The 23,865-nt window shown below is 63.1% G+C and carries 23 protein-coding genes; 13 read left to right on the top strand and 10 right to left on the bottom strand.

Features of this window, described 5'->3' with window-relative positions; all coding sequences use genetic code 11:
- Positions 1 to 2 precede the first annotated feature (2 nt).
- Together J2X19_RS09140 and J2X19_RS09145 are read left to right on the top strand one after the other, a co-directional pair.
- The gene (locus J2X19_RS09140; protein ID WP_116604126.1) at positions 3 to 962 is read left to right on the top strand and encodes a Bug family tripartite tricarboxylate transporter substrate binding protein; all 960 of its coding nucleotides are present in this window, start codon (positions 3 to 5) and stop codon (positions 960 to 962) included.
- 64 nt (positions 963 to 1,026) lie between these two features.
- A complete protein-coding gene (locus tag J2X19_RS09145) occupies positions 1,027 to 2,172 on the top strand; it encodes an L-talarate/galactarate dehydratase (RefSeq protein ID WP_310372714.1) in 1,146 nt (381 codons plus the stop codon).
- Here the strand turns inward: J2X19_RS09145 and J2X19_RS09150 are convergent, their stop codons facing one another.
- The 3 genes from J2X19_RS09150 to J2X19_RS09160 form a co-directional block, all read right to left on the bottom strand.
- Positions 2,173 to 3,093, bottom strand: coding sequence for a DUF2145 domain-containing protein (locus J2X19_RS09150; RefSeq protein ID WP_405048624.1), 921 nt, complete (start codon positions 3,091 to 3,093; stop codon positions 2,173 to 2,175).
- On the bottom strand, positions 3,090 to 3,545 hold the full coding sequence (locus tag J2X19_RS09155; protein ID WP_116604284.1) for a hypothetical protein: 456 nt from the start codon (positions 3,543 to 3,545) through the stop codon (positions 3,090 to 3,092). Before J2X19_RS09155 ends, J2X19_RS09150 begins: the two co-directional genes overlap by 4 nt.
- Before the next feature lie 133 nt (positions 3,546 to 3,678).
- Positions 3,679 to 4,344 carry a DUF3313 domain-containing protein gene (locus tag J2X19_RS09160; protein WP_405048625.1) on the bottom strand — a complete coding sequence of 222 codons (666 nt, stop codon included), beginning with the start codon at positions 4,342 to 4,344 and terminating at the stop codon, positions 3,679 to 3,681.
- Positions 4,345 to 4,455: 111 nt separating this feature from the next.
- On the opposite strand from J2X19_RS09160, the gene J2X19_RS09165 reads away from it, so the two are divergent.
- Entirely contained in the window at positions 4,456 to 5,073 is a 618-nt protein-coding gene (locus tag J2X19_RS09165; RefSeq protein ID WP_116604123.1) for a TetR/AcrR family transcriptional regulator, read from the top strand.
- A gap of 20 nt (positions 5,074 to 5,093) precedes the next feature.
- On the opposite strand, the gene J2X19_RS09170 is transcribed toward J2X19_RS09165, so the two are convergent.
- From J2X19_RS09170 to J2X19_RS09180, 3 genes are all read right to left on the bottom strand, one after another.
- Positions 5,094 to 5,327, bottom strand: a complete 234-nt coding sequence (locus J2X19_RS09170; protein ID WP_310372716.1) for a hypothetical protein — start codon at positions 5,325 to 5,327, stop codon at positions 5,094 to 5,096.
- A gap of 156 nt (positions 5,328 to 5,483) precedes the next feature.
- Positions 5,484 to 5,894 carry a DUF4902 domain-containing protein gene (locus tag J2X19_RS09175; RefSeq protein WP_310372717.1) on the bottom strand — a complete coding sequence of 137 codons (411 nt, stop codon included), beginning with the start codon at positions 5,892 to 5,894 and terminating at the stop codon, positions 5,484 to 5,486.
- 114 nt (positions 5,895 to 6,008) lie between these two features.
- Positions 6,009 to 6,722: an autoinducer binding domain-containing protein gene (locus J2X19_RS09180; protein ID WP_116604120.1), complete on the bottom strand. Its 714-nt coding sequence runs from the start codon at positions 6,720 to 6,722 to the stop codon at positions 6,009 to 6,011.
- Between the two features lie 212 nt (positions 6,723 to 6,934).
- Here J2X19_RS09180 and J2X19_RS09185 point away from each other — a divergent pair, with 212 nt between their 5' ends.
- The 5 genes from J2X19_RS09185 (at position 6,935) to J2X19_RS09205 (ending at position 12,047) form a co-directional block, all read left to right on the top strand.
- A complete protein-coding gene (locus tag J2X19_RS09185) occupies positions 6,935 to 7,489 on the top strand; it encodes an acyl-homoserine-lactone synthase (protein ID WP_116604119.1) in 555 nt (184 codons plus the stop codon).
- 25 nt (positions 7,490 to 7,514) lie between these two features.
- Complete coding sequence (gene cysC, locus J2X19_RS09190; protein WP_310372718.1) at positions 7,515 to 8,162, top strand: adenylyl-sulfate kinase; 648 nt, start codon at positions 7,515 to 7,517, stop codon at positions 8,160 to 8,162.
- Positions 8,159 to 9,169: a hypothetical protein gene (locus J2X19_RS09195; protein ID WP_310372719.1), complete on the top strand. Its 1,011-nt coding sequence runs from the start codon at positions 8,159 to 8,161 to the stop codon at positions 9,167 to 9,169. The genes cysC and J2X19_RS09195 overlap by 4 nt, the downstream gene beginning before the upstream one ends.
- Positions 9,166 to 10,242, top strand: a complete 1,077-nt coding sequence (locus J2X19_RS09200) for a sulfotransferase family protein (RefSeq protein ID WP_310372720.1) — start codon at positions 9,166 to 9,168, stop codon at positions 10,240 to 10,242. Before J2X19_RS09195 ends, J2X19_RS09200 begins: the two co-directional genes overlap by 4 nt.
- A gap of 77 nt (positions 10,243 to 10,319) precedes the next feature.
- Positions 10,320 to 12,047: a methyl-accepting chemotaxis protein gene (locus tag J2X19_RS09205; protein ID WP_310372721.1), complete on the top strand. Its 1,728-nt coding sequence runs from the start codon at positions 10,320 to 10,322 to the stop codon at positions 12,045 to 12,047.
- 72 nt (positions 12,048 to 12,119) lie between these two features.
- Here J2X19_RS09205 and J2X19_RS09210 read toward each other — a convergent pair whose 3' ends face one another.
- The 3 genes from J2X19_RS09210 to J2X19_RS09220 all read right to left on the bottom strand — a co-directional run bounded on the left by J2X19_RS09210 (position 12,120) and on the right by J2X19_RS09220 (position 15,929).
- Positions 12,120 to 13,346, bottom strand: a complete 1,227-nt coding sequence (locus J2X19_RS09210; protein ID WP_310372722.1) for a 6-phosphofructokinase — start codon at positions 13,344 to 13,346, stop codon at positions 12,120 to 12,122.
- A gap of 127 nt (positions 13,347 to 13,473) precedes the next feature.
- Entirely contained in the window at positions 13,474 to 15,027 is a 1,554-nt protein-coding gene (locus tag J2X19_RS09215; protein ID WP_310372724.1) for an EAL domain-containing protein, read from the bottom strand.
- Between the two features lie 443 nt (positions 15,028 to 15,470).
- Positions 15,471 to 15,929: a tellurite resistance TerB family protein gene (locus J2X19_RS09220; RefSeq protein WP_116604113.1), complete on the bottom strand. Its 459-nt coding sequence runs from the start codon at positions 15,927 to 15,929 to the stop codon at positions 15,471 to 15,473.
- Between the two features lie 95 nt (positions 15,930 to 16,024).
- Between J2X19_RS09220 and J2X19_RS09225 the strand changes: the two genes are divergently transcribed.
- Both J2X19_RS09225 and J2X19_RS09230 read left to right on the top strand, forming a co-directional pair.
- On the top strand, positions 16,025 to 17,404 hold the full coding sequence (locus J2X19_RS09225; protein ID WP_310372729.1) for a GGDEF domain-containing protein: 1,380 nt from the start codon (positions 16,025 to 16,027) through the stop codon (positions 17,402 to 17,404).
- Between the two features lie 144 nt (positions 17,405 to 17,548).
- Complete coding sequence (locus J2X19_RS09230; protein WP_310372731.1) at positions 17,549 to 19,270, top strand: phage tail sheath family protein; 1,722 nt, start codon at positions 17,549 to 17,551, stop codon at positions 19,268 to 19,270.
- A 61-nt stretch (positions 19,271 to 19,331) separates the two neighbouring features.
- Here J2X19_RS09230 and J2X19_RS09235 read toward each other — a convergent pair whose 3' ends face one another.
- The gene (locus tag J2X19_RS09235) at positions 19,332 to 20,216 is read right to left on the bottom strand and encodes a peptidoglycan DD-metalloendopeptidase family protein (RefSeq protein WP_310372733.1); all 885 of its coding nucleotides are present in this window, start codon (positions 20,214 to 20,216) and stop codon (positions 19,332 to 19,334) included.
- A gap of 110 nt (positions 20,217 to 20,326) precedes the next feature.
- On the opposite strand from J2X19_RS09235, the gene J2X19_RS09240 reads away from it, so the two are divergent.
- The 3 genes from J2X19_RS09240 to J2X19_RS09250 are packed head-to-tail and all read left to right on the top strand — an operon-like array spanning position 20,327 to position 23,863.
- Complete coding sequence (locus J2X19_RS09240; protein WP_310372735.1) at positions 20,327 to 21,289, top strand: AAA family ATPase; 963 nt, start codon at positions 20,327 to 20,329, stop codon at positions 21,287 to 21,289.
- Between the two features lie 22 nt (positions 21,290 to 21,311).
- A complete protein-coding gene (locus J2X19_RS09245; RefSeq protein WP_310372736.1) occupies positions 21,312 to 22,478 on the top strand; it encodes a DUF58 domain-containing protein in 1,167 nt (388 codons plus the stop codon).
- Positions 22,479 to 22,537: 59 nt separating this feature from the next.
- Positions 22,538 to 23,863 carry a TgpA N-terminal domain-containing protein gene (locus J2X19_RS09250; RefSeq protein ID WP_310372738.1) on the top strand — a complete coding sequence of 442 codons (1,326 nt, stop codon included), beginning with the start codon at positions 22,538 to 22,540 and terminating at the stop codon, positions 23,861 to 23,863.
- Positions 23,864 to 23,865 lie beyond the last annotated feature (2 nt).

Below are 23,865 nucleotides of genomic sequence, written 5' to 3' on the forward strand. Positions count from 1 at the left end.
GTATGAAGAAGATCCTGACCTCCATTTCCCTGTGCCTGGCTGCATTGGCTGTCCATGCACAGGCCTGGCCAGAAAAAGCGGTCACCCTTGTCGTGCCGTTCCCGCCCGGGGGGTCTACGGACCAGGTGGCGCGTGCGGTAGGCCCCAAGCTGACCGACAAATTCAAGCAGTCGTTCCTGATCGACAACAAAGCCGGGGCGACGGGCACGATTGGCGCCACCTTTGTGAAGCGTGCCGCACCCGATGGCTACACCTTTCTGGTGACTTCGCTGGGCCCGCTGGTCATCGTGCCGCATCTGTTGAAGGGCATGCAATACGACCCACTGAAAGACTTCGACCTGGTGACCGTGGCGGTGCAGTCGGCCAACGTGCTGGTGGTGCCGGCCAACTCGCCGCACAAGAGTGTGGCCGACGTGATTGCCTTTGAGAAGGCCAATCCGGGCAAGATGACCTTTGCCTCTGCCGGTAATGGCTCCAGCGACCACCTCACGGCCGAGCTGTTCTGGCAGCAGACGGGCACGACCGGCATCCATGTGCCTTACAAAGGCGGCGCCCCCGCCCATACGGACATCATGGGCGGGCAGGTGGATGCCTCGTTCCAGAACATCAACTCGGTGGCCCAGTACATCAAGGGCGGCAAGATGCGCGCCCTGGCCATCACCAGCCCCAAGCGTTCGCCCGTGCTGCCCGACGTGCCCACGCTGGCCGAAGCCGGTGTGAAGAATGTGGAAGTGGCTTCCTGGCAGGCCATCGTCGCGCCCAAGGGCTTGCCGCCGGCGGTGCTTGAAAAAGCCCACGCCGCTTTTGTAGAAGCGCTGAACGACCCCAAGGTGAAAGACCAGTTCACCTCCATCGGTTTCGAGATGGTGGCCAATACCCCGGCCCAGTTCGCCGCCTTCCAGCAGGCCGAATATGCACGCTGGAAAAAGGTGATCGAAACCGGCAAGATTTCCATCGAGTAACGACAGCCCGACTGCCCCAACCAAGCTTTATCGACTGAGCGCACGCGCCGGAAAGACCTTCCTCATGCCCGAGATATCTAGCGCAGGTGATCGCATCACCTGGGTCCGCATCGCCTCTTGTTACCTGCCGCTGGCCAACCCGATCAGTGACGCCAAAGTGCTCACCGGGCGCCAGAAGCCGATGACCGAGATCGCCATGCTGTTTGTGGAAATTGAAACCAAGGACGGCCACCGGGGCCTGGGTTTCAGCTACTCGAAGCGTGCGGGCGGCCCCGGGCAATTCGCCCATGCGAAAGAGGTGGCGCCGGCGCTGATCGGCGAAGACCCGAGCGACATTTCCAGGCTTTGGACCAAGCTGTGCTGGGCCGGTGCGTCGGTCGGGCGCAGCGGCATGGCGGTGCAGGCCATCGGCGCGTTCGACGTGGCCTTGTACGACCTGAAAGCCCGGCGGGCCAGATTGTCCTTGTCCAAGCTGCTGGGGTCGCAGCGGGAGTCGGTGCAGTGCTACAACACCTCGGGCGGTTTTTTGCACACGCCGCTGGAGCAACTGCTGGTCAACGCCGCCGCATCCCGCGAGCGCGGCATTGGCGGCATCAAGCTCAAGGTAGGCCAGCCCGACCGTGCGCTGGACATCCGGCGCGTGGAAGCCGTGCGCAAGCATCTGGGTGACGATATGCCGCTGATGGTCGACGCCAACCAGCAATGGGACCGGCCCACGGCACAGCGCATGTGCCGCATTTTCGAGCAGTTCAATCTGGTGTGGATTGAAGAGCCCTTGGATGCCTATGACTTCGAAGGCCACGCCGCACTGGCAGCACAGTTCGACACCGCCATTGCCACCGGCGAAATGCTGACCAGTGCCGCCGAGCACGGCGAGCTGATCCGTCACCGCGCCGCCGACTATCTCATGCCCGACGCACCACGCGTAGGCGGCATCACACCGTTCCTGAAGATCGCCGGCCAGGCCGAGCAGGCGGGCTTGAACCTGGGGCCGCACTTTGCGATGGAGTTACATGTGCATCTGGCGGCCATCTACGCAACGGAGCCGTGGGTCGAACATTTCGACTGGCTGGAGCCACTGTTCAACGAGCGGCTGGAAATCAAGGACGGCCGGATGCTGGTGCCGACGCGTCCCGGCCTGGGCCTGAGCTTGAGCGAACAAGCCCAGCACTGGACCCGCGAAGAGGCCGAGATCGGCCGGCGCCGCTGACTAGTCCAGGGGAACAACCCTGTCGCCCGCGCTGGGCCGGCAGCCGTCGGCGATGGGTGTCCAGCCGCGGTGCACAACGACTTGCCGAGCATCGTGGCACAGCTCAATGCGCTCGCTGCCCGGTAGCTGTTCTTGCAGGAAGGCTTCGATGCTTGACGGCAGGCTGACTTTTAGCTTCATTGCAAAGCGGTCGTCCTCCGGGTGGTCGTCCAGATGCAGCAAGGGCACAAAGTTGGCCGCGAACATCAGTGCATGCGAGCCTACATCCACAGGTTCGGGGGCATAACCCGCCTGGCCCAGCCAGAGCTGGGCGCGCTGGCGCAGATCGTCACCGTCGGCTAGTTGGCCCATGGCCGCGGCGAATAACTCCACCAACCATTGGTTGCAATTCTGGTAACGCAGGCTGTACGCATAGGCGTTTGCGCTGTAGTTCGCCGCCAGCAAGTGCAGCGCCAGCGACCTGTCTTGCGAAGCTTGCCGCAAGGCCTGGGCGGCTGGCGCCGGCAGCCGCACCATCGAGATATAGCCGAGCGCAGGATTGTCTATTCCCATCGCAAAGCCGGCGATACCCTGGTCGTAGATGCGCGGGCGGGATTCGTCGCAGGCGTAGTAGAGCTGGCGGGCGGACCACTCTCCGGCCTCGCTGCGCCACGCGATGGCGGCGTGCGAATAGCGGATGCGAAAGCGCGAAAGATCCAGGCCCGAGCGGCTGATCAGCACCGCGCTGCCGTCGTCGCCCGCGGCCAACTCGTTGCGCACCACCGCCGCAAAGCGCAGCACGCGGTCTTGTTGGCTGGCTGTCAGCGGCTGCTGGCGGTCGCAAAAGCGGGACGAGGCCGATGACCCACCCGGAGCCGACCCGGCCTGTGCGGCACCCGCCGTCACCAGAGCCAGCAGCACCCAGCTGCTGCGGATGCTCACAGGCTCAGAGGCCGTGCGGCGAGTTCTCCGTACCAGTCGTCCGCCATGACCAGGTAAAACGCCTCCCGCGTGTCGCCGCGCGAAAACTCGTAGCCATACACCCGGCGCTGCGCATGCACCAGGTCACCACGATCCAGCTGTTGCTTTGCGAACACGGCGCGTGGCAGGTCCAATGCAATGCGCTGATCCGGGCCATCGGCCTGCAACGCAACGCGGACGAAGCCCGCGCGTTCGGGCACGTCGGCCACGTCGATGATGCGGTAGTCGCCATCTGCAACCTTGTCGTCACGGGTCGAGCTTTTGCTGGAGCCGTGCAGCGAGTCGGACACGCTGCCGCTGGACGCCGAACCTGCACTGGATGCCGAAGAGGCAAAGCTGTCGGCGTGGGCGTTGCAGGTCGCAGCCATGGCCAAGACAAGACAGGCGCGCTGCAGGGCTGCAGATGCTTTCATGGTGAATTCCTTCATATGGGATAAGAGTGGGTTGGAGGGATTGCACTGCAACAAGGCCAAAGGCCTAGCCCTTGTGGAAACCGATTGCATAAGTATGCCAAAGGGGATGTGGCTAGGAGCCAAGGCCTGCGGCTTAGTTCAGCCGCGCAAGCAGATCCTCTGCAGCTTTATCGATGCCGACCTTGGACGCATCCATGCGCCCCAGGGTCGCCCCGATATTCCAGGCGTTCGGGAATTGCTTGGCCACATAGGCGTTCAACAGGCGGTTGTTCGATGCATCGAAGATTTCGACGGCATAACTTACGGATCCGGTCAGCAAGCCTTCTTCACCGCGGGCGGCTTGCACCGCGTTGTAGGGGCCGCCGCCGATGTCGAAGCGCAAGAAGGTGCTCAGAAAGCGGGTGTTGGATTTGGCGCCGGTCAGCGTCACTCTGACACGCAGGGCTTGGGGGCTGGGTGCATTCACCAGCGTAAACCGGCCCGCCAAAGCCTTTTGGAAATGTGCGTCCATGTACTGGGCCAGAGCTTCCTTTTCTTGCGCAGAGATATCTTCGAACTGCCCGTCCGCGCCACTGTAGATTTCGACCGGCTCCAGCACCACGCTGGAATATTCCCGCCACTTCACGTTGGACGCATATTGGTAGGGCACCCGGCCGGAGGGGTCTTCGGGGTTGGGGCGCAACTGTGGCGATGACGGCAGGCCCGCGTAGGGCGTGGGCCGTGTGCTGGCACAACCGGTCAATAGCAACAGACCGCTGATGGCCGCCAGCAGCGACAGGGTTTTCAAACTTCTCATCATCTTCCTTGGTTAATCATGCATGGAAACGAAACCGTACGGTACCACTATAGAGGAAAACTTTGCCTCGTCAACAAAAAAGTACACTTGGGTTTCGAAAAGGAATGAAACGCGATGAAAGTGCTGACTGAGGTGCGACGCGAGGCCATCGTGGAGGCCGCGAGCAAGCTATTCCAGGAGTTCGGCTACGAGGGCGCGTCGATGAACGAGCTGGCGAATCGGCTGCAGGGCTCGAAAGCCACTCTGTACCGCTACTTCCCCTCGAAAGAGGCCTTATTCGATGCCGTCGTCCGGGCTTCTTCCACCTCCCATCTGTCCAAGGCGGTCGCAGATCTGCAGGCGAACACGGAAAAGGATGTGCTGCTCGTGCCGAGCCTGCAGAACTTCGGCGAAACCATGCTGGAAGTCATGACCGACTCCGCCAACGCCCTTGCGGTGTATCGGATGGTGGTGGCCGAGGCGGGCCGTTCAGAGGTGGGAGAGCTGTTTTACAAGGCCGGCCCGGGCGAATGCGTGGCTGCACTCAGCAACCTCTTGAGAAAAGCCATGGACCGGGGTGAATTGCGGGCGGCCCATCCTGATGTCATGGCCGCGTACTTCTTGGGGCTGGTGTCGGCTGAAGTGGAGCCCCGCCTCTACCAACGCGACCCGCCGCCTTTGTCGTTACAGCAGATCCACGAGATGGTCGGGCGCGCGGTCGACATGTTCTTGCTGGGCGCGGCGCCCCGCTAAAGCCGCCGGCCGGTACGGCCTCAGGTCGGCTCCACCAGCTTTTCGGCCATGGCTTTGGCGGCGGCCAAAGCCAGCGCTTCGCTGGCATACGGCCCGCCGCCGGGCTGTTCCACATCGTCCAGCCCGGTCGTCTCCAGGTCGATGGTGTCGATCTCGAACTGGTCACTGCGGCGCAGGGTGACGGTGATTTCGTGCCCGCTGTCCAGTGCCACCGTGCGCGAAAAGAATAAGCCCCGCTGAGATACCATTTTCATCCTTCAGTTTTAGAAATGTCGCTGCAAATAATGCAGTTCAACGGCGTTGCGATGGGTTTTTATATGAAATGTGCTTCTAGCGCGCATGTTGCTTGCGCGAGAAGCTATCAATTAAGTAGCAAGCATTGGCAATAGCCGCCGCTCTGATGGAACACTCTAGCGCAAGCCAGCGCCCGGAGAAGATCCACCATAGCGTGCCGCCACAACCTGGGGGATCAGCTCTCGCCATGGTAAGGCGTCCACCACAGTAGACAGGATTTCCAGGTTTTTGGACCAGCCTGCGTCATCGCCCGTGGCGTAGACGAGCATGACATTGCTGCGCGGAGCCCCAACCCGTATCCAGTAGGGATGGCAAGCAGTGGGTTGGATGCACCAGTCCCACCCGATAGAGATGGGCGGGGTGGAATTGCTGCTCCATTCTGTATAGCCCGAGATGGATGTCTCTTGACCACACACCATGGCCTGGGCGGCATCCTCCACGTCTAAGCCCGAAATCAGATGCGTGATGGGCATGGAAAGCAGCTCGTCTATCGACAGGCGGATCAAACCGTCGGATGAAGCTTGCATGGTGCTGGCCTGGCACGGCCAACAGGGCTGACCACGCGAAATAGGTTAGGGGAAGTTCAATATACCGCTTACGGCCTGCCAAGCAAACTACCTTGTTACGCCCTCAGAGAATTTTCAGCCCAACAAGCCGAGCATGGCGGCCCTTACCGTGGCCGCGGTTTTGTTGGCCGTCTGAAGCTTGGCCACGGCATTTTTGACGTGGAAATTGACGGTGTTCTCAGACACCACCAGCAGGTCGGATATCTCTGCAGAGGTTTTGCCGTCGGCGGTCCATTTCAGCACCTCGACCTCCCGGGCGGTTAAATGGGGCTGGATTTGCTTGGTTTGCTGCGCAATAAAAATACGCGACAAAGCAAGGTGGGCAATATGGACCAGCCAGCGCATCTTGACCTCTTTCGCGACGCGCTCGGCATCTGAAAATGGTTCCGACGACCGTGCCAGGGTCAACATACCAAACCCGCCACCTGCGTCCAGGCTCGATTGCGCCCAGCCGAAGCGCAGGCCGAAAGACTGGGCTTCGTCCCATAGCGTGCGGGCCGATGCAAAAACGTTGTCGGACCAGGTCAACGGCGTTTGGCTGCGCCGTCCGTGTGCAACCGTGGGGTCGATCTGCAGATAACCCATGGCGGCATAGCGGTGTTGCCAGGCTGGGGCGTAGTTGTTCAGCACGATGGTCTTGGGGTTGGAGAAGTGCAGCGGAATACGCAGGCCGTAGGCGCAATGGGTAAAACCGAGCGCCGACGCCGCGGCTTCAACCTTTTTGAAGATGTCGTGCTCGCTCTGCGCGTTGTCCACGATGCTGTACAAATCTTCTTGCCAACTCGTCATAAAACCCCATTGCCGTTGCGATAAGTCCTAGGTTTTGATCTCAATGCGAGAACCAGACATAAGTATTTACAACTAGGCCCATTCTGTCCCTCTTGGGCATTTTTTACGAGTGCTTCCTATGTTTACTTTTTGGGCGCGGACCTACCAATATTGGTAGTTACCAATGCAAGAGCCAGCACCTTTAATCAGTTCGACTGATTCAAGGAGCTGAGATGCAATTCATTTCTGGTGAGCCACGGGTTCTGCGTCCGAGCCTGATGGTGGACATGGCACGCTATCGGCATAAGGTATTTGTGGAAAAGCTGGGTTGGCAGCTGGAGTGCGAGAACTCTCTCGAGTACGACCAGTTTGACCGCGACGATACGGTCTACGTGGTGGCCCAGAACGACGCCGCAGAAGTCATCGGCACTGCCCGTCTGCTGCCCACTACCCGTCCATATTTGCTGAGCGAAGTTTTTCCCCAGCTGTTGCACGGAGCCACTCCACCGAGCTCACCCGACGTATGGGAGCTATCGCGCTTCGCGGCGGTGGACTTCAGCACGGGTACAGGCTCGGCGCTAGAGCAGTTTTCTTCACCCATCATGATGAACTTGCTGCGCACCTCCATGGCTAGCGCAGCGGCCCGGGGTGCCAAGCGCTTCATTACGGTATCGCCTTTGGGGGTGGAACGCTTGCTGCGCCGCCTCGGGTTCCAGGCACACCGCTTGGCGCCACCGCTCATTGTGGATGGGCATCCCATCTTTGCTTGCTCGATCAGTTTTGCCTGAGGTGCTCCGCAACGGAGTTTCGACCATGCAGGCATCTGTCCCTCCATCTGCGCTTTTCAGCGGACCTGTGCTTGCTGCCCCGTGTACGGTGGTAGCCCATGCTGGCCACGTGACCGCGCAGCAAAGGCAACGGCTGCTGTCACAACGTGCGGTAACCGTCTGGTTCACTGGTTTGAGTGGTGCCGGCAAGTCCACCATGGCCTACGAACTGGAGCATAGGCTGCACGACCTGGGTTTGGTGAGCTTTGTATTGGATGGCGACAACTTACGCCACAAGCTCAATAGCGACTTGGGTTTTTCTCCTTGTGATCGCACCGAAAACATCCGGCGCGTGGCCGAAGTAGCAAGCCTCATGAACGACGCCGGCTTGATCGTATTCGCCGCGTTGATTTCTCCGTACCGTGCCGACCGGGAAATGGCCCGCACCATCATCGGCCCTTCTCGGTTTCTCGAAGTCCATGTGTGCACGCCATTGCACGTCTGTGAAGGCCGTGACCCTAAAGGTTTGTACGACAGGGCGCGTACCGGGCTGATTCCCCAGTTCACCGGCATCTCGGCGCCATACGAAACCCCTCTGAACCCAGTTTTCTCCATCGATACGGGGCGCCTCAGCCTGGAGGAAGCGGTCACTCAGATGCTGGATGTTCTGCAACTGAAGGCGGGCGCCGCATGAACCCGTCCCTGCAGCCTGCGTTGCCCAGCGGTACGCATGCGGGCATGTATGACCTGTTCAACGGAGATGCCGATGGCATCTGTGCGCTACACCAGTTGCGGATGCTGGCTCCCCGCAACAGCCATTTGCTCACGGGTACCAAACGGGACATTGCGTTGCTCGAAAAGCTGCCATCCGGAATGTCCCTGGATGTCACCGTTCTGGACTTGTCGTTTGACCGCAACGAAGTCGGCGTACGCCAGGTGTTGCAGTCGGGTGGTCGGGTGCTTTACTTCGACCACCACGCTGCGCACAAGCTGTTCTCCCACCCCCAGCTGGAATGCCATATCGACCAGTCCATGGATGTATGCACCAGCCTGCTGGTGGATCGCCACCTGGGTGGACTGTTCCGCCACTGGACCATCGTGGCCGCATACGGAGACAACCTGCCAGCGCTGGCGGACTACCTGGCCCAAGCGAGCGCTTGCACAGCGGCGGTGCGCACCGCCTTGGCGCAGCTGGGCAATCTGCTGAACTACAACGCCTATGGAGAAACCACCAGCGACCTGTTCTTCCATCCGGCACAGTTGTACCAGTCGGTGCATCGCTTTGAGAGCCCTCTGGATTTCATTGCCAAAGCCCACGAATACCAGTGCCTAGCCGAAGGCTATGCGGCCGATCTTCGTTGCCTGCATGAGCTCAAGCCGCACGCGCAAAACGCTTTGGCTGTGGTGTATGTGCTGCCCGACAAGGCCTGGGCGCGCCGAATTTCCGGCACGTTGGCCAACCGATTGGTTACGCAGTCGCTCGGGCAATCCATTGCCGTCCTGACGCCCCGCACCGATGGCAACTTTCTGGTCAGCGTGCGCGTGACACCGACAGTTGAGGCGCGTGCCGATTCATTTTGCAGTCGCTACCCGGGTGGTGGTGGCCGCTACGCAGCAGGGGGTATTGACCGCTTGCCCGCATCTGAGCTGGACCGCTTCATCACCGCATTTTTTTACTATCTCACAGGACATTCACGATGACCCAGTACCAACGGCGTGCGCTGCGCCCCCGTCCGCTTCTGATGGTTCCTTTGCGTCGCTGTGGAAGCCATGCCCTGCGCCTGCGCTTGAACATGAATCCGGATTTCTATTCGCCCTATCCCTTGCACATAGTTGATTTCATGCCCTTATTGCCTCTGTACGGCGATCTGGCAGATGACCGCAGCTACTTCCAGCTGGTGGTGGATGTTGTGGGTTTGCATACCGCCAGCATGGTGAAGTGGCCGGGTGTGGTATTCGACCCGGCCGACATCTTTGCGAGCCTGCAAAACCAACCCCGCAGCGTGCACCGCATCGTGTGGGAAATGTTGCTGCGCGCCGGCGAACAACACCGGGCGCGGATCGTGATGGACAAGTCACTCGACAGCGTGCACTACGCCGCAGAGCTGATGCAGCTGTTTCCCGATTTGCTGTTTTTGAATGTGGTGCGTGACCCGCGCGCACAAGTGGCATCCATGAACCGCGCCATTATTCATGACTTCGACACCACCTTGAACGCTATCACCTGGGCCGATGCCCACCGCACGGGCCGTGCGCTGGCAGAGCGCTACCCCGAACGCGTATTGACCGTCCGCTATGAAGACTTTCTATCGGACCAAGAGCGGACACTGCGCCAGATATGTGCGTTCATCGGCATGGAGTTTCTGCCCCAAATGTTGGACGTGGCGGATTCCGAAGAAGCGCGGAGCCTGGCCAAAATGTCCGACTTGTGGTCGTCCAATTGCTTTGCACCGATATCGGCCCACAAAGACAAGTTCAAGACCCAGCTCAGTGCGGAAGAGATAGAAACCATCGAGACATTGGCTCTCGACCATATGCAGTTCTACGGCTATGAATGCATGACCGGTGCGCGCGCGCAGCAACCCAGTATCGCCAGCCTGGCCGACTGCAGGCGACGCTCTGCCGAAAGCCGTGCACAAGCCTGGCGACAACTTGCCCAAAGCAACCCGAGTGACTACGCAGCGCGCCAGACCCGCGTGAATTACCTGGCCAGCGTGCGCGAAAGCCTGCAGGCCGAACGGCACCAGACCCCGTCCGACATAGCGATGGGGTAGTGGCCCCGAGACCTGAGTCCCCCCTTCAGCACCAACCCGTATGTTGAAACAAAGAAACTATTGAGAAGGAATCCGTTATGCGTATTGCTGATTTGAAACTGGGCATCCGTTTAGGGGCTGCTTTCGGCCTGCTGCTGCTCATCACCGTGCTGATTTCCGTGCTCGGCATCAGTAGCATCGTGGCGCTCAAGCATAGTAACGAAGCCATCGCAACCACCGAGCTGAAACGCCAGGATTTGGTCCAGCAATGGCTGACCGATATCCAGATGAACTGGCTGCGCACCGAGGCTTCCCTCAAATCAACCGATCCCAAATACATCGCCAAGCTCAAAAACGATGTTGGTTCCGTGGTGGCCGTACAGAGCAAACGTATGGAAGAAGTGCTGACTTATATCCGTGAAGGAAAGGAAAAACAGCTCTATGACCAGGCCTTGGTCGCTCGGGACCTGTACCGCGCAAAGCGCTCCGAGCTGGCCAAACTCAAAGACGCCGGCCAAGACGTCAGCGAGCTTACCGATACGGCACTGTCGTCGGTTTTTCAAAACTATGCCAACGTACTCCAGCAACTGATGGAAAACATGGACGCCGGCGTGAGCCAGAACCTCAAGGAAAACTTGCAGGCCGCCGACCACAGCCTGATCTGGGTGGGCACAGGCGCCGTCACCGCCGTTCTGGCGGGTCTGTTTCTGGCTTGGTGGACCACCCGCTCCATAACCCGGCCGGTGCAGCAAGCCGTCGACGTCACTTTGGCGATTGCCGAGGGTGATCTGACCACCACCATTCCCAGTGGTTCGCGCGATGAAACCGGTCAACTGCTGAACGCTCTGAGCGCCATGCGGACCAAACTTGCCGAGATTGTTGCCAATGTCCGCCACGGTGCCGAGAGCGTGTCCAGCGCCAGCGCAGAAATCTCCCAGGGCAACCACGATTTGTCCTCCCGCACCGAAGGCCAGGCCAGCGCCCTGGAGCAAACCGCTGCCTCCATGGAGCAGTTGGGCTCCACCGTTCGCCAGAACGCCGACAACGCCCGCCAGGCCAATCAACTGGCCTTGAGCGCCAGCAAAGTCGCGGTGGAAGGTGGAGAAGTTGTGAGCCAGGTCGTGTCGACCATGAAGGGCATCAACGACAGCTCCCGCAAGATATCCGACATCATCAGTGTGATCGACGGTATCGCCTTCCAGACCAATATCCTGGCCCTGAATGCAGCGGTGGAAGCCGCCCGTGCCGGCGAGCAAGGCCGTGGCTTTGCCGTGGTGGCCACCGAGGTACGCAACCTGGCTGGACGCTCGGCCGAAGCCGCCAAGGAAATCAAGCAATTGATCTCGGCCAGCGTTGAACGGGTAGAGCAAGGTACAACCTTGGTAGACAAGGCCGGCGCCACCATGACCGAAGTCGTCAGTTCCATCCGCCGGGTGACCGACATCATGGGAGAAATCAGCGCGGCCAGTAGCGAACAGTCTGCAGGTGTCTCGCAAGTGGGAGATGCGGTCACGCAAATGGACCAGGCCACCCAGCAAAATGCCGCGCTGGTAGAAGAAATGGCGGCTGCGGCCAGCAGCATGAAAAACCAGGCACAGGACTTGGTCCAGGCTGTGGCCGTGTTCCACCTAGGCAACGCCAGTCCTAACCGTACGCCGCCGATCGGCACTACCAGCCCACCCGCCGTCCCAAGGCAGGCAGCCGTGCCACCTCAGCAAAAGAGCAAAGCGGCCCCGAGTATCCGTAAGCCCATGCGGCTGGGCCTACCAACCAAGCCTGTGCTGGCGACCGGTCTGGCCGGTAGCCCAGAATGGGAGGCGTTCTAAGTTTCTGCAGAAGAGCCAGACCCAGTGCCACGGTTCAAGGAGGCAACTGGGTGGCTTTTTTAGGCCGCGGCTTCAGCGGCCCGGATGCAGCAGCTTGGCCACCGGATGGTGGCGCAGCCGGAAGGCGTCGGGCAGGCCCGCGCCCAGCAGCGGGCGCAGGTAGGCGTGGAAGGCATCGGTCACACCGGTGCCGTTGGGCGTGATGAAGGCGTCTTCCATGACCCGGGTTTTGCCGGCCACGGCGTCCAGCGGCAGCAGCGCATAGTCCACCGCATAGGCGCCGGTGCGCTGGATGGCGACCGAGCCGTCGCCTGCGCCGCGCAGCGCAAACTGCACTGCTTTTTCGCCGACTTCGCGTGCTTCGCGCTGGTCCACGTCGGACACACAGCCGCTGAACGAGCGTTGCAGGTAGCCAAAGGTGTCGCCCCGCACCCGCTTGATCTTCAGCTGCGACTTGATCTCTTCGCACAGCAGATCGGCCAGGGCACCGTTGCCCGAGAGCTGTACATTGCCGTGCGCATCGTGCTCCAGGTTCTTGGCCAGCAGGCTGGCGATCGGCGTGCCGGAGGCGTCATGTATGCCTTCGGACACGGCGATCACGCAGCGGCCGAAACGCGCGTAGACCTCCTTGACCTCGGCCAAAAACTGCGCCAGCACAAAGGTGCGCTCGGGCAAGTAAACCAGGTGCGGGCCGTCGTCGGGAAACTTCTTGCCCAGCACCGATGCCGCCGTCAAAAAACCCGCATGCCGGCCCATGACCACGCCCACATACACGCCGGGCAGGGCGGCGTTGTCCAGGTTGGCACCGGCAAACGCCTGGGCCACAAAGCGCGCGGCCGAGGGGAAGCCCGGCGTGTGGTCATTGCCCACCAGGTCGTTGTCTATCGTCTTGGGGATGTGCAGGCAGCGCAGCGGGTAGCCGGCTTTTTGTGCCTCCAGGCTGACGATGCGTACCGTGTCCGACGAGTCGTTGCCGCCGATGTAGAGGAAATGCCCGATCTGGTGTGCCTGCAAGACCTTGAAGATCTCCTGGCAGTAGCGCACGTCGGGCTTGTCGCGGGTTGAGCCCAGGGCCGAAGACGGCGTGTTGGCCACCAGCTCCAGGTTGTGGCTGGTCTCCTGCGAGAGGTCGACAAAATCCTCGTCGATGATGCCGCGCACACCGTGGCGTGCCCCATAGACATGCGCGACCTGGGCAAAGCGCCGGGCCTCCAGCGCCACGCCGACCAGCGACTGGTTGATCACCGCCGTCGGGCCGCCGCCTTGGGCCACTAGTATCTTGTCGCCGCCGGCGCTCATGGCGCCACCTGCTGGGCCAGTGCCGGGGCGGCACACATCGCATCAAAAAGGGCTTGGATCTTCATCGTGTCTCCCGGGCGGTTGGAGGAGGGGGCCAAGCCATTGTGGCGAAAGGATGGCGCTGCGCCTAGCCCTGGGGACTATGGGTTTCCAGGTAGCGCAGAAACTCGGCCAATGGCATGGGCTTGGCGAAGTGGTAGCCCTGGCCGTATTGCACGCCCAGCGCGCGCAGCTGGCGGGCCTGGGCGGCGGTTTCAATGCCCTCGGCCACCACCTGGCTGTCCACGGCCTTGGCGATGGCGATGATCTCGGGGATCAGGCTGGAGCGCAGGGTGGCGTCTTCCATCTCGAACACAAACGATTTGTCGATCTTCAGGAAGTCGGGCGCGACCCGCTTCACCATGCCCAGGTTGGAGTAGCCGGTGCCGAAGTCGTCGATCGAGATGAAATAGCCGTCGGCCTTCAGGCGGCGCAGCTCGGGCACGATCTCGGGCGAGAAGTTGTATTCGGTGACTTCCAGCTCGATCTGCAGGTCGCTGCGCCCGGTGGCTTGTATGGTGGCACGCAGATGGGCGTCGATGGCGTCGCGTTGCAGGTTCTGCGGGAAGAAGTTCAGCGCCACCTTGAAGTCGGTCTGTAGCGGTAGGGCGGCGCCCAGCTCCTGCAGCGCATGGGTGCTGACGGCGGCGTCGAAGCGCCAGGCCAGGCCTTGCTTGACCAGCGCCGGGATGAACTGGTCGGGGTAGACCAGCTGGGCGCCATCGCGCAGCCGCGCCAGCACCTCGCAGCCCACGGTGCGGCCACTGGCCAGCTCCAGGATGGGCTGGTAGTGGCAGACCACGTTGGCCGGCTGGCACAGGTAGTGGATGCGGTGGTCCATGGACTGGAAATGCCGGCAGCGCCGGGTCACCGCGTCGCTGACCAGGTAGCCCAGCAACGCGCACAGCGCCAGCGCGCCGGCCAGTACCGCCAGATGGTTACGGTACAGATCGGGCAGCTGCAGCACCGACTGCACCGACACCGGGCTGACGCCGGGTGCAGTGGTGGTGACCCGCAGGGCGGCCCGGTGCCAGTCCAGTTGCAGATGGGGCGCATTCGGGCTGAGCGGGGCATCGGTCAGTGCGCTGCGCGGGCCTTGGAAGATCCGGGTGCGCTGGCTGGTCCGGCCAGCCCAGACGGTGTCGGCATGCTGTCTGAACGCGTCCAGGGTCGCGTTCGGCTCCATCGCCACCTGGAAGGCGCCGCGTTCCACCATGGTGACGATGACGGTACCCTGGACCAAAGGCAGGGGAGTGTTGCGGTAATAGCGACCGATGGAGCCGTCTATGCCTTTTTCTGTAGACGCGTAGGGCGTATCCAGCCGCCCTGTTTCGGTGGTGCAGAACAACCGCTTCTGTGCGTCCAGCAGGCCAATGCCACGCGCATGGCGGTGGCCAAACAGCAGGCCGCGCAGCCGGTTCAGGTTCTCGGGGCTGCAGTCAGGGACCTGGCCTTGGTTGAGCTCAGCCAGCAGCAGGCCGACATCGGTTTGCACGGCCTGCATGTCGCGCAGCACGCGCGCATGGCCGGCATTGGTTTCCTGGAGTTTGAGTTGCAGGGCGACCAGAAAAACCGCCGCGGCGATGGCCAGCGCCAGGGCGTAGCCGCAGGTCCAACCCACGATACGGGGGTAGCGGCCCAAATTGCGGCTCAGGAACGCTGGCCAGCGCGGGGAAGCGGGTTTTCGTTTTACCGCCCGCATGCGTCCAGGCACCGGCCTGCGCAGCAGGCATTGCATGGATTGGAATCGGTTAAATACCACCACCCCTGCATGTGTTGTTTCCTCAAAACGGGCCGTGTCACGGACAGCTACAAAAACCGTGGCGAAGTCCATCGGCTTTGTGCCAAGCAGGGGAAATTATGGAGGAATTTCTGTTGCAGTTTGTTGCATTGCGCAAACAGATTGAAATTTACTTCTGGCGCGGCATGCACTTTATTGGTGTATTTTCGCTCTAGAGCACAGCGTATATGCGCAGGAAGCTATCAAAAAAGTAGTAACTTTCTGGCCGGAATGCATAGCTTACTGCACGCTTTCCGTGAGCCTCCACTTGGCTTGGCTGAGCCACACCGCCTCCGGACAGCTTCTTACACCAGGCCGGCGGCTTCCTTGGCCCGCATCTTGGCGCCTATGTATTCGCCGTGCGTCACATACAGCAGGTCGGCGATCTTGCTGATCACCTGGTGCTCGTGCGCGCCCAGCTGCGCATCGGCATAGGCCACCTGCCACATGGATTCGACGATCTGCAGCTTTTCCGGCTGGCTGCAGTGGTCGTTGATGCTGGCGGTGAAGCGGTGGTAGTCGTAGGCCTGCTCGGCCGATTGTTCGGCCTGGGCCACCAGCTGGGCCAGGGCCGGGCCTTGCAGGGCAAAGCGCTGTTGCAGCTGCGCCAGCACGGCCTGGCGCTCCGCCGGCGTCTTGCCGGCATCGGCCCGCATCACCTCGACCAGCAGCACGGCGGTGGCCAGCTGTACCTGCTGGGCTGGGGGCAGCTCCGGTTCCGCGGCGGTCAGGTTGTCAAAAAGCTCTTTCAGTGCATGCAGCATGGGGAATGGCGGTAGATGAATCGGGTTGTACGAGCGCGGGCCGTAGCGCTTGGTTCCGGGCGTTTACCGAGGCGTTGCACAATTCCTGCAGCGCCATGCCATTCAACTCCATGCCCGAAGCCCTCCACAACACCTTAGCCACCGGCCCACAGAAGTCTCTGGCGGCCTTGCTGGCCTTGATCGTCGTCCTGGCGACCTTGCTGGCCGTGCCGTATGCGGGCCTGCCCCTGCCGGTGGTCCAGCCCTTTCTGCCGATCTTTGCCGCCACCGTCACCCTGACCGAGAGCCTGACCGCCTACCTGCTGCTGGTGCAGTTCATGGTGACGCGCCAGTTCTTCCTGGTGCCCTTGGCCGGCGGCTATGCGTATGTGGCGCTGATGGCCTCCATCCAGCTGCTGGTGTTCCCGGGCGTGTTTGCGCCCACCGGCTTGCTGGGGGCGAACACGCAGTCGGCAGTCTGGCTGTGGGTGTTCTGGCACGGCGGCTTTGCGGTGCTTCTGGGCCTGGCGATACTGGCCAAGAACGCCAGCTGGCACGCCGAGCTCAGCCGCCGAATCACCGCCTGGCAGGGTCTGCTGGTGTTTCTGCTGGTGCCGTTGGTGGCGCTGGCGTTGGCTTTTCTGGCAATCCGCCTGGAGGTGCTGCCGGTGCTGATCTCCGGCAAGAGCTTCAGCAGCCTGAGCCACAGTGCGGTCGGGTGGGTGGTCTGGGGCCTGAACGCAGCCGCCGTGCTGTTGATTCTGTTGACTCGCTCCCGGCGCGAGGTGACCAGCCTGTTCCTGTTCATCGCGCTGCTGGCGGCGCTGGCCAATGTGTCCCTGACCCTGTTGTCGTCGGCCCGTTACAGCCTGGGCTGGTATGCAGCGCGCTTGCTCAGCATCGTCTCGTCCACCAGCCTGCTGACGGCGCTGATACTGCAGATCACCCGGCTCTACCAGGAACTGGCGGTGTCGCACGAGTCGCTGCTGATCACCTCGGCGCGCGACAAGCTCACCGGCCTGCACAACCGCGGCAGCTTCGACGAGGCCGCCAAGAAGGAATGGCCGCGCGCCCACCGCAGCGCCGAGCCGCTGTCCGTGGTGCTGGTGGATATCGACCACTTCAAGCTCTACAACGACCATTTCGGCCATCTGCAGGGCGATACCTGCCTGCGCAGCGTGGCCCAGGCGCTGGCCGGTAGCGTCAAGCGGCCGGCCGACATGGTGGCCCGCTACGGCGGCGAAGAGTTCGTGTTGCTGCTACCCAATACCCCGCAGGAGCAGGCGCTGCGGGTGGCCGAAAAAGCCCGGCTGGCCGTGGCCGCGCTGTACATCCCCACCAAGTTTGCCGACAAGAACGTGTCCATCAGCGCCGGCTGTGCCACCTGGCATGCGCAGGCGAATTACCAGAACTTCCAGGAGCTGCTGCACGACGCCGACCGGGCCTTGTACAAGGCCAAGGAAAACGGCCGTAACCAGGTACGGGCTGTGGGCTGATACCACGGCAATTGATAAGAAACAGGCCTGCAGCGCATATTCTGTCAGCGCAGGCAGCTATCTAAAAAATAGCATCCAGTCCATCGCCCGGCGGGCTTGCCGCACGCGGCCCGCTGTGCCACCATGGCCGGGCAGGAGTACCGCATGCCCAACTACCCCAGCCCCGGTGTTTACGTAGAAGAAGCCGGCCCGTCCGGCCGCGCCATCGCCGGCGTGGCCACCAGCACTGCCGCCTTCATCGGCCCCACGCGCTCGGGGCCGGTGGGCCTTGCGTCCCCGCCCTTGTACAGCCTGGCGGAATTCGAGCACCGCTACGGCGGGCCGCAGGCGCTGGCGCTCAGCGACGTGCGCGATCCCGCCTACCGTCTGCACTTCATGGCCCATGCGGTGCGCGCCTACTTTGCCAACGGCGGCAACTGCCTGGTCGTGCTGCGCACCGCCCGCAACGCGGCCGCCGCCGCCGGTGTGCTGCTGGCTGCCCGTACCCAGGCCGGCCGCGCCACCCTGCGGGCACGCCATGTGGGCGCCGCCGGCAACGGCCCGGTGCGGCTGCGCGTGGTCGGCGTGCCGGTGCGCGCCATCGACCTGTCCGCCGCGCCCGTCGGCAGCCTGATCAGCATGGACCGCGACGGTGTGGAAACCGTCTACGCCGGCAGCGGCGCGGTCTGGCTGGACGCCACCGGCCAGTCCCTGGCCCTGTCCGACCTGGGCGCCACCGCCCAGCTGCTGACGCTGGAGCTGCAGGCCAGCGCAGCCGACGGCAGCGCTGTGCAGTGGAGCCGGCTTGGCTTTGCGCCCGAGCACCCGCGCTGGCTGGGCCGGGTGCTGGCCCCGCAGTCCGACGCGGCGCCGCTGTGGGCCGACATCGGCGCGCAGGTCAGCGCCTACGCCTTGCTGGCTGCTGTGCGGGCTCTGCCAATACTGGCGGCGGCGCCGGGCGATGGCCTTGCCTGGCGCCGGCTGCTGCTGCAGCGCGGCCGGGACGGCCTGGCACCGATAGCTGGCATTGCTAGTAGCCGCGGCAGCTACGCCGCGGCCCTGGCCGCGCTGCAGGCCGTGCCCGATGTGTCTACCGTCGCCACGCCGGGCAGCAGCGCCTACCCCGACCGGGCCGCCATCCAGGCCGCGCTGCTGGCCCATGTGGAGCAGCCGCAGCGCTGGCAACTGGCCGTGCTCGACAGCGCACCGCAGCTCAGTCTGGGCGGGGTGCAGCAGCAGCGTGCCGGCATCGATTCGCGCCATGCCGCGCTTTACTACCCCTGGCTGGTGGTGGCCGACCCGCTGGCGCCCGCCGCGGCGCCGCGCGAAATCAGCGTGCCGCCCTGCGGCCATGTAGCCGGCCTGTACGCGCGCAGCGACGCCACCCAGGGCGTGCACAAGGCCGCGACCAACCTGGCCGTGGCCGGGGCGCTACGCTGCGAATACGACATCGACCAGACCGAGCAAGACCTGCTGAACCCGCTGGGCGTGAACTGTCTGCGCAGCTTTGCCGGCCGCGGCCTGCGGGTCTGGGGTGCGCGCCTGGCCAGCAGCGACCCGGAGTGGAAGTACGTGCCCATCCGCCGCCTGCTCGACTACCTGCAGGCCTCCATCGTCCGCGGTACCGCCTGGGCGGTGTTCGAGCCGAATGCCGAGCCGCTGTGGGCCCGCGTGCGCCAATTGGTCAGCGACTTCCTGCTGCAAACCTGGCGTGACGGCGCCTTGCTCGGCAGCCGGCCGGAAGAAGCCTTCTTCGTGCGCTGCGACCGCACCACCATGACCCAGGCCGAGCTGGACGCCGGGCAGCTGGTCTGCCTGGTCGGCGTGGCTGTGCTGCAGCCGGCGGAATTCATGCTGTTCCGCATCGGCCAGGCGACTTTGAAGTAAAAAGAGCCGCTAGCGCAGGTAGAGATTGCGCAAGCAGCTATTGATTTGATAGTAATAGGGCTCAGGCCGGGATGAACAGCGCCGGGTCCACCATCGCCCGGTTCAGGCTGACCGACCAGTGCAGATGCGGCCCGGTGACCCGGCCGGTGGCGCCCACCGCGCCCAGGCGCTCGCCGGCCTGCAGCACATCGCCGGTTTGCACGCCGATGGCGCTAAGGTGGCAGAACATGCCCAGCAGGCCGCCGCCGTGGTCCAGCCACACCGTGTTGCCGTTGAAGAAATAGTCGCCGGTGTCGATCACCTTGCCCATCAGCGGCGCGCGCACCGGCGTGCCGGTAGCGGCCGCGATGTCCATGCCGCTGTGCGGATTGCGCGCCTGGCCGTTGAACACCCGGCGCAGCCCGAAGGAGCTGGAGCGCCGCCCCGGCACCGGCACCTGCATGCGCAGCGTCTGCGGCAGCGGTTCGCTGAAGGTGGTGGTGACAGTCGCCAGATGCGCGCGTTCGCGCTCGTAGCGCGCCTCGTCCTCGGGCGATAAATCCACCGTGCCCGGCGCCACCGTCAGCCGCTGTTCGCGGTACTGCTTGGGCCCCACGGTGTAGGCCACCTGCCGGCTGCCGCCATCGGCACTCTGCACCGTGATGAAGGCCTGGCCCAGCGTCGCCGCCAGCGGAATCCCCACCAACGCCGTCCACTCGATCGCATCGCCGAGCACCAGCAGCGGCACATCGCCCGCTGTAGTGGTGAGATGGGCCACCGGCCGCTCAGCCGCCGGCCCCAGCGACAAGCGCGCCACGCCACCCGGCACCTGCAACGCATGCGGCCAGACGGCAGGGGCTGGTGGGGCGGCGTGCAAGCGGGTGCCCAGCAGGCCCAGGGTGGCGAGCAGGGTGGTGCGGCGGGTGAGTGGCCGGTTGCCGAAGGCGAACAATGTAGGTGTGGTCATGGGCGGTCGGCTTGTCATTAGTTTGGGGGATGGACAGGTGTGCGGCCGGCTTCGCTGGCCCTGAAAACTGTGCAGTGGTAGTTACAATTTTTCACAAAGGGAGAGGTCGATTGAGCCAAGTACAAGCAACTGCGTGGTCCGCACAGGACTGCGCGCGCCTCGCGCAAACCATTGTCGGCAATGTAGAGAAAGTTTTGCAGGGCAAGCACCAGCAGGTGGAACTGGCCTTGGCTGCGGTGGTGGCCGGCGGGCATCTGCTGATCGAAGACGTGCCCGGCCTGGGCAAAACCATGTTGGCGCGGGCGCTGGCGGTGTCTGTGGGGTTGTCCTTCAAACGCATCCAGTTTACCGCCGACCTGATGCCGTCCGACATCGTCGGTGGGCCGGTTTACAACCCCAAGGACGGCAGCTTCTTGCTGCGCCCAGGGCCGGTGTTTGCCAACATCGTGCTGGCCGATGAAATCAACCGGGCCAATCCCCGGGCCCAGTCGGCGCTGCTGGAATGCATGGAAGAAGGCCAGATCACGCTGGATGGACAGACCGTGCCACTGCCCGCACCGTTTGCGGTGCTGGCTACGCAAAACCCTATCGACATGGCTGGCACCTACCCGCTGCCAGAAGCGCAACTCGACCGTTTTCTGATCCGCCTGTCTCTGGGCTATCCCGATGCGGAGACCGAGGCGGGACTGATCAGCACCCAGCAGTTCGCGCATCCCATCAGCAGTCTGCAGCCGGTTTGCGAGGCAGATGGCTTCGCCCGGCTGGTAGCCGGTGCGCGAGACGTGACCATCACCCCCGAAGTGGCCAACTTCATCACCGCCATCGTCACGGCCACGCGCAAGCACCCGGCCATCCGCTTTGGCGCCAGCCCGCGCGGCACCCTGGGTCTGGCCCGCATGGCGCGGGCTCTGAGCTGTATCCGCGGCCGTGCCTATGTCGACCCTTCCGTGGTGCGGGAGCTGGCCGTACCCGTGCTTGCGCACCGCATCATTGTGCAAACCCAGGGCGGGCAGTCGCAGTCTGCGGCTGCCTTGGTGCAGGGCATCCTGCAGACGCAGCGCACGCCGCAATAGTTTGCGATAAGGCTTACACCGTATGGAACGTTGGCTGTCCAAGTCCCGGGTGCTGCTCGGGCTGTGTGCGGTGCTGCTGATGGCCGCGCTGAACCGGCAGGACCCGATGGTCTATGGCATGTTCCTGTTCCTTGCGGTGGTGAGCTTCCTCGGTTTTGTGCTGCCCTGGCTGTCGCTGCGCTCCATGACCGTGCATTTGCAATCCACGGGCAGCAGCGAAGTGGTGGAGGGCGCTGCGTGTGACCTGGGCTTGTGGATTGAACGCAGCGTGCCCTGGCCGGCTTTTATGGTGGATGTAGAGACCGAGTGGGAATGGGCATCCCAGCGCATCGTGCTGCGCCAGACTCTGCCTGTGGTGCGCGCCGGCCAAATGCCCGAGCTGGGCCGGCGGGTGCTGTTTCCTTGCCGGGGCAGCTACGAACTGGTGGCGGTGCGTTTGTCCAGCGGATTCCCTTTGGGCCTGGTACGCGCCCAGCACAGCATGGCGCGGCCTGCGATTGCGCTGCACGTATTGCCGCAGGCCCAGCCAGTGCACTGGCCGCTGCCATGGGATGTGACGGAAGACCCGCTGGGCGAGCTGACTACCCGCAAGATGGGGCAGTCGTTTGAACTGGGCATGCTGCGGCCTTACCAACAGGGCGAGTCGGTTGGCCGGGTCAGCTGGCGTGCGTCTGCGCGGGTGGGCGAGCTGGTCATCCAGCACTTTCAGCACAGTGGGTCGGTGCGTTTACGGGTTGTCGTCGATGTCCCGCGGGCGCCGGCACTGGGGTCACCGGATAGTGCCGGTGAGCAGGCGGTGCGCCTGGCGGCAGGCGTGTGCGATGCCGCGCTGGCCAACGCTACACAAGTGTTTCTTTACCTGCATCCCTACGCAGCGGCTGTGCAAGACCGGTCCTTGCTGTACCGGGCATTGGCCGAGGCCTTGCCAACCGACGGCGGCTTGCAGCCTATCGTGGCGCGGGTGGCTGGTGATGCGGCGCCCGGCGAGCAGATTGCTGTCGTGGTGGCGGGGTCGATGGCGCAGGATGCGTTGCTATCCGCTTTATCTCCTCTGGTGGGGCAAGCTTGCGGCGTGGTGGTCTGTATCGCCATGGGGCGCCACCGAACGCCACAGGATGCGGTCCAGGCCGATGCGCTGCAGCGCGCGGTGGTGCAGGCCGGTTTTGCCACTTTCATGGAGGCACCATGAAGACTGCATCCGCAGCAATTACACCGGCTGCCGTCTCGCCCCGTCTGGAGAGCCGTGCGGTGGTTGTGCTGACCGGTCTGAGTTATCTTTTTGTGGGCCTTGGGTTCTCCTATCTTGATCGGCAATTCAGGTCATTTGGGGTTGAAAGCCTGCTGTGGCTGGTGTGGGCGCTGCTGGGTTTCGGTGCCGGTGCATTGCATGTGAACAAGCCCGGCTCGAACGGTCAGACCCTGTGGATGGTGCTGGGCACCACGGGCTTTGTGCTGGCCTTGTTTCCCGGTTTTGCGTTGTACGCCTTTGCCCGGTGGATCTGCCTGGTTCTGATGGTCACCATGGGTGCCCGCGCAGCCATGCTCGCCACGCAGCGCGATTTTTACCTGACGTTGACCGTGATCTTCAGCGTCAGCTTCATGGTTGCCACCCATTTCAGGGCCGACTGGAGCTTGTGGTTCTACCTGGGGCCTGCCTGGGTATTCGGTGGCTTGGCACTGGCCTGGCAGCATGCCGCTGGCACGCGTTTGCCGCGTTGGACCCGCTTGTCCATGACGCTGGGTTTCATTGGCATTTCATTCGCGGTGACGGCATTGCTGTTCCTGTTTATGCCCCGACCCGCAACCCTGGGGTTTGGCTTTCTTCCGCCTGGCACAGATACCCCCGGGATGTTCTCGCAGCCTGCAGGCGAGGGGGGAAAGCAGCCGGCCCAGGCCACTGGCGGTGTGTCCGGCGCGCAAGCATCTGGCGCAGGCTTGGGCGGGAGTGGCACAGCCCTGCAAGGTTCGTGGATGCGGCAATGGGGCTCGATGCTGGGCGGCATGCGCAGCACTTTGACGGACCCTTTCATTCCCCAGTGGCAGCGTGGCCTGATTGAAGGCCTGCTGGATGGAGCGCAGAGCTTGCTGGACAGCCTGGCCGGCGGATCAGCCGAGCCATCGGATGGTGTCGTGGGCGAAGGTACTGGGTCCCAGTCTGCGTACGAGACGTACACCATCACCATCCATTGGCTGTATTGGTTGCTGTTCCTGCTTGCCGCCTATTTTTTGTGGCGAAGCAGATACCGTGTCGGTCTAAGTTTCGCGTTGGGGTGCGCTTGGTTGTTGGCGCGCCGATTCCCGGCGCAGTCCATGCGCCTGTCAGCCCAGGCCATGGGCTGGTGCCTGCATGCGCACGGCCACAAAAGACAAGCGGGCCAATCGGTGCGCGAGCACTGGGGGGCGGCGGCTCCGGCCCCGCTGGCGCGACGCTGGATGGGCCAGGCGCTGGAAATCTATGGTGAGACACGGTTTGGCGGCGTTGCAGCCAGTCCACAACGCGCACGCCATATGCGCAAAGCGACCCAGGGTGCGTGCGACATCATCATGGGCTTGGCGCCCGAGTTGGCCAGGTGATT

The sequence above is a fragment of the Rhodoferax ferrireducens genome (assembly GCF_031458075.1).
Classification (GTDB): Bacteria; Pseudomonadota; Gammaproteobacteria; order Burkholderiales; family Burkholderiaceae_C; genus Rhodoferax_B; species Rhodoferax_B ferrireducens_A.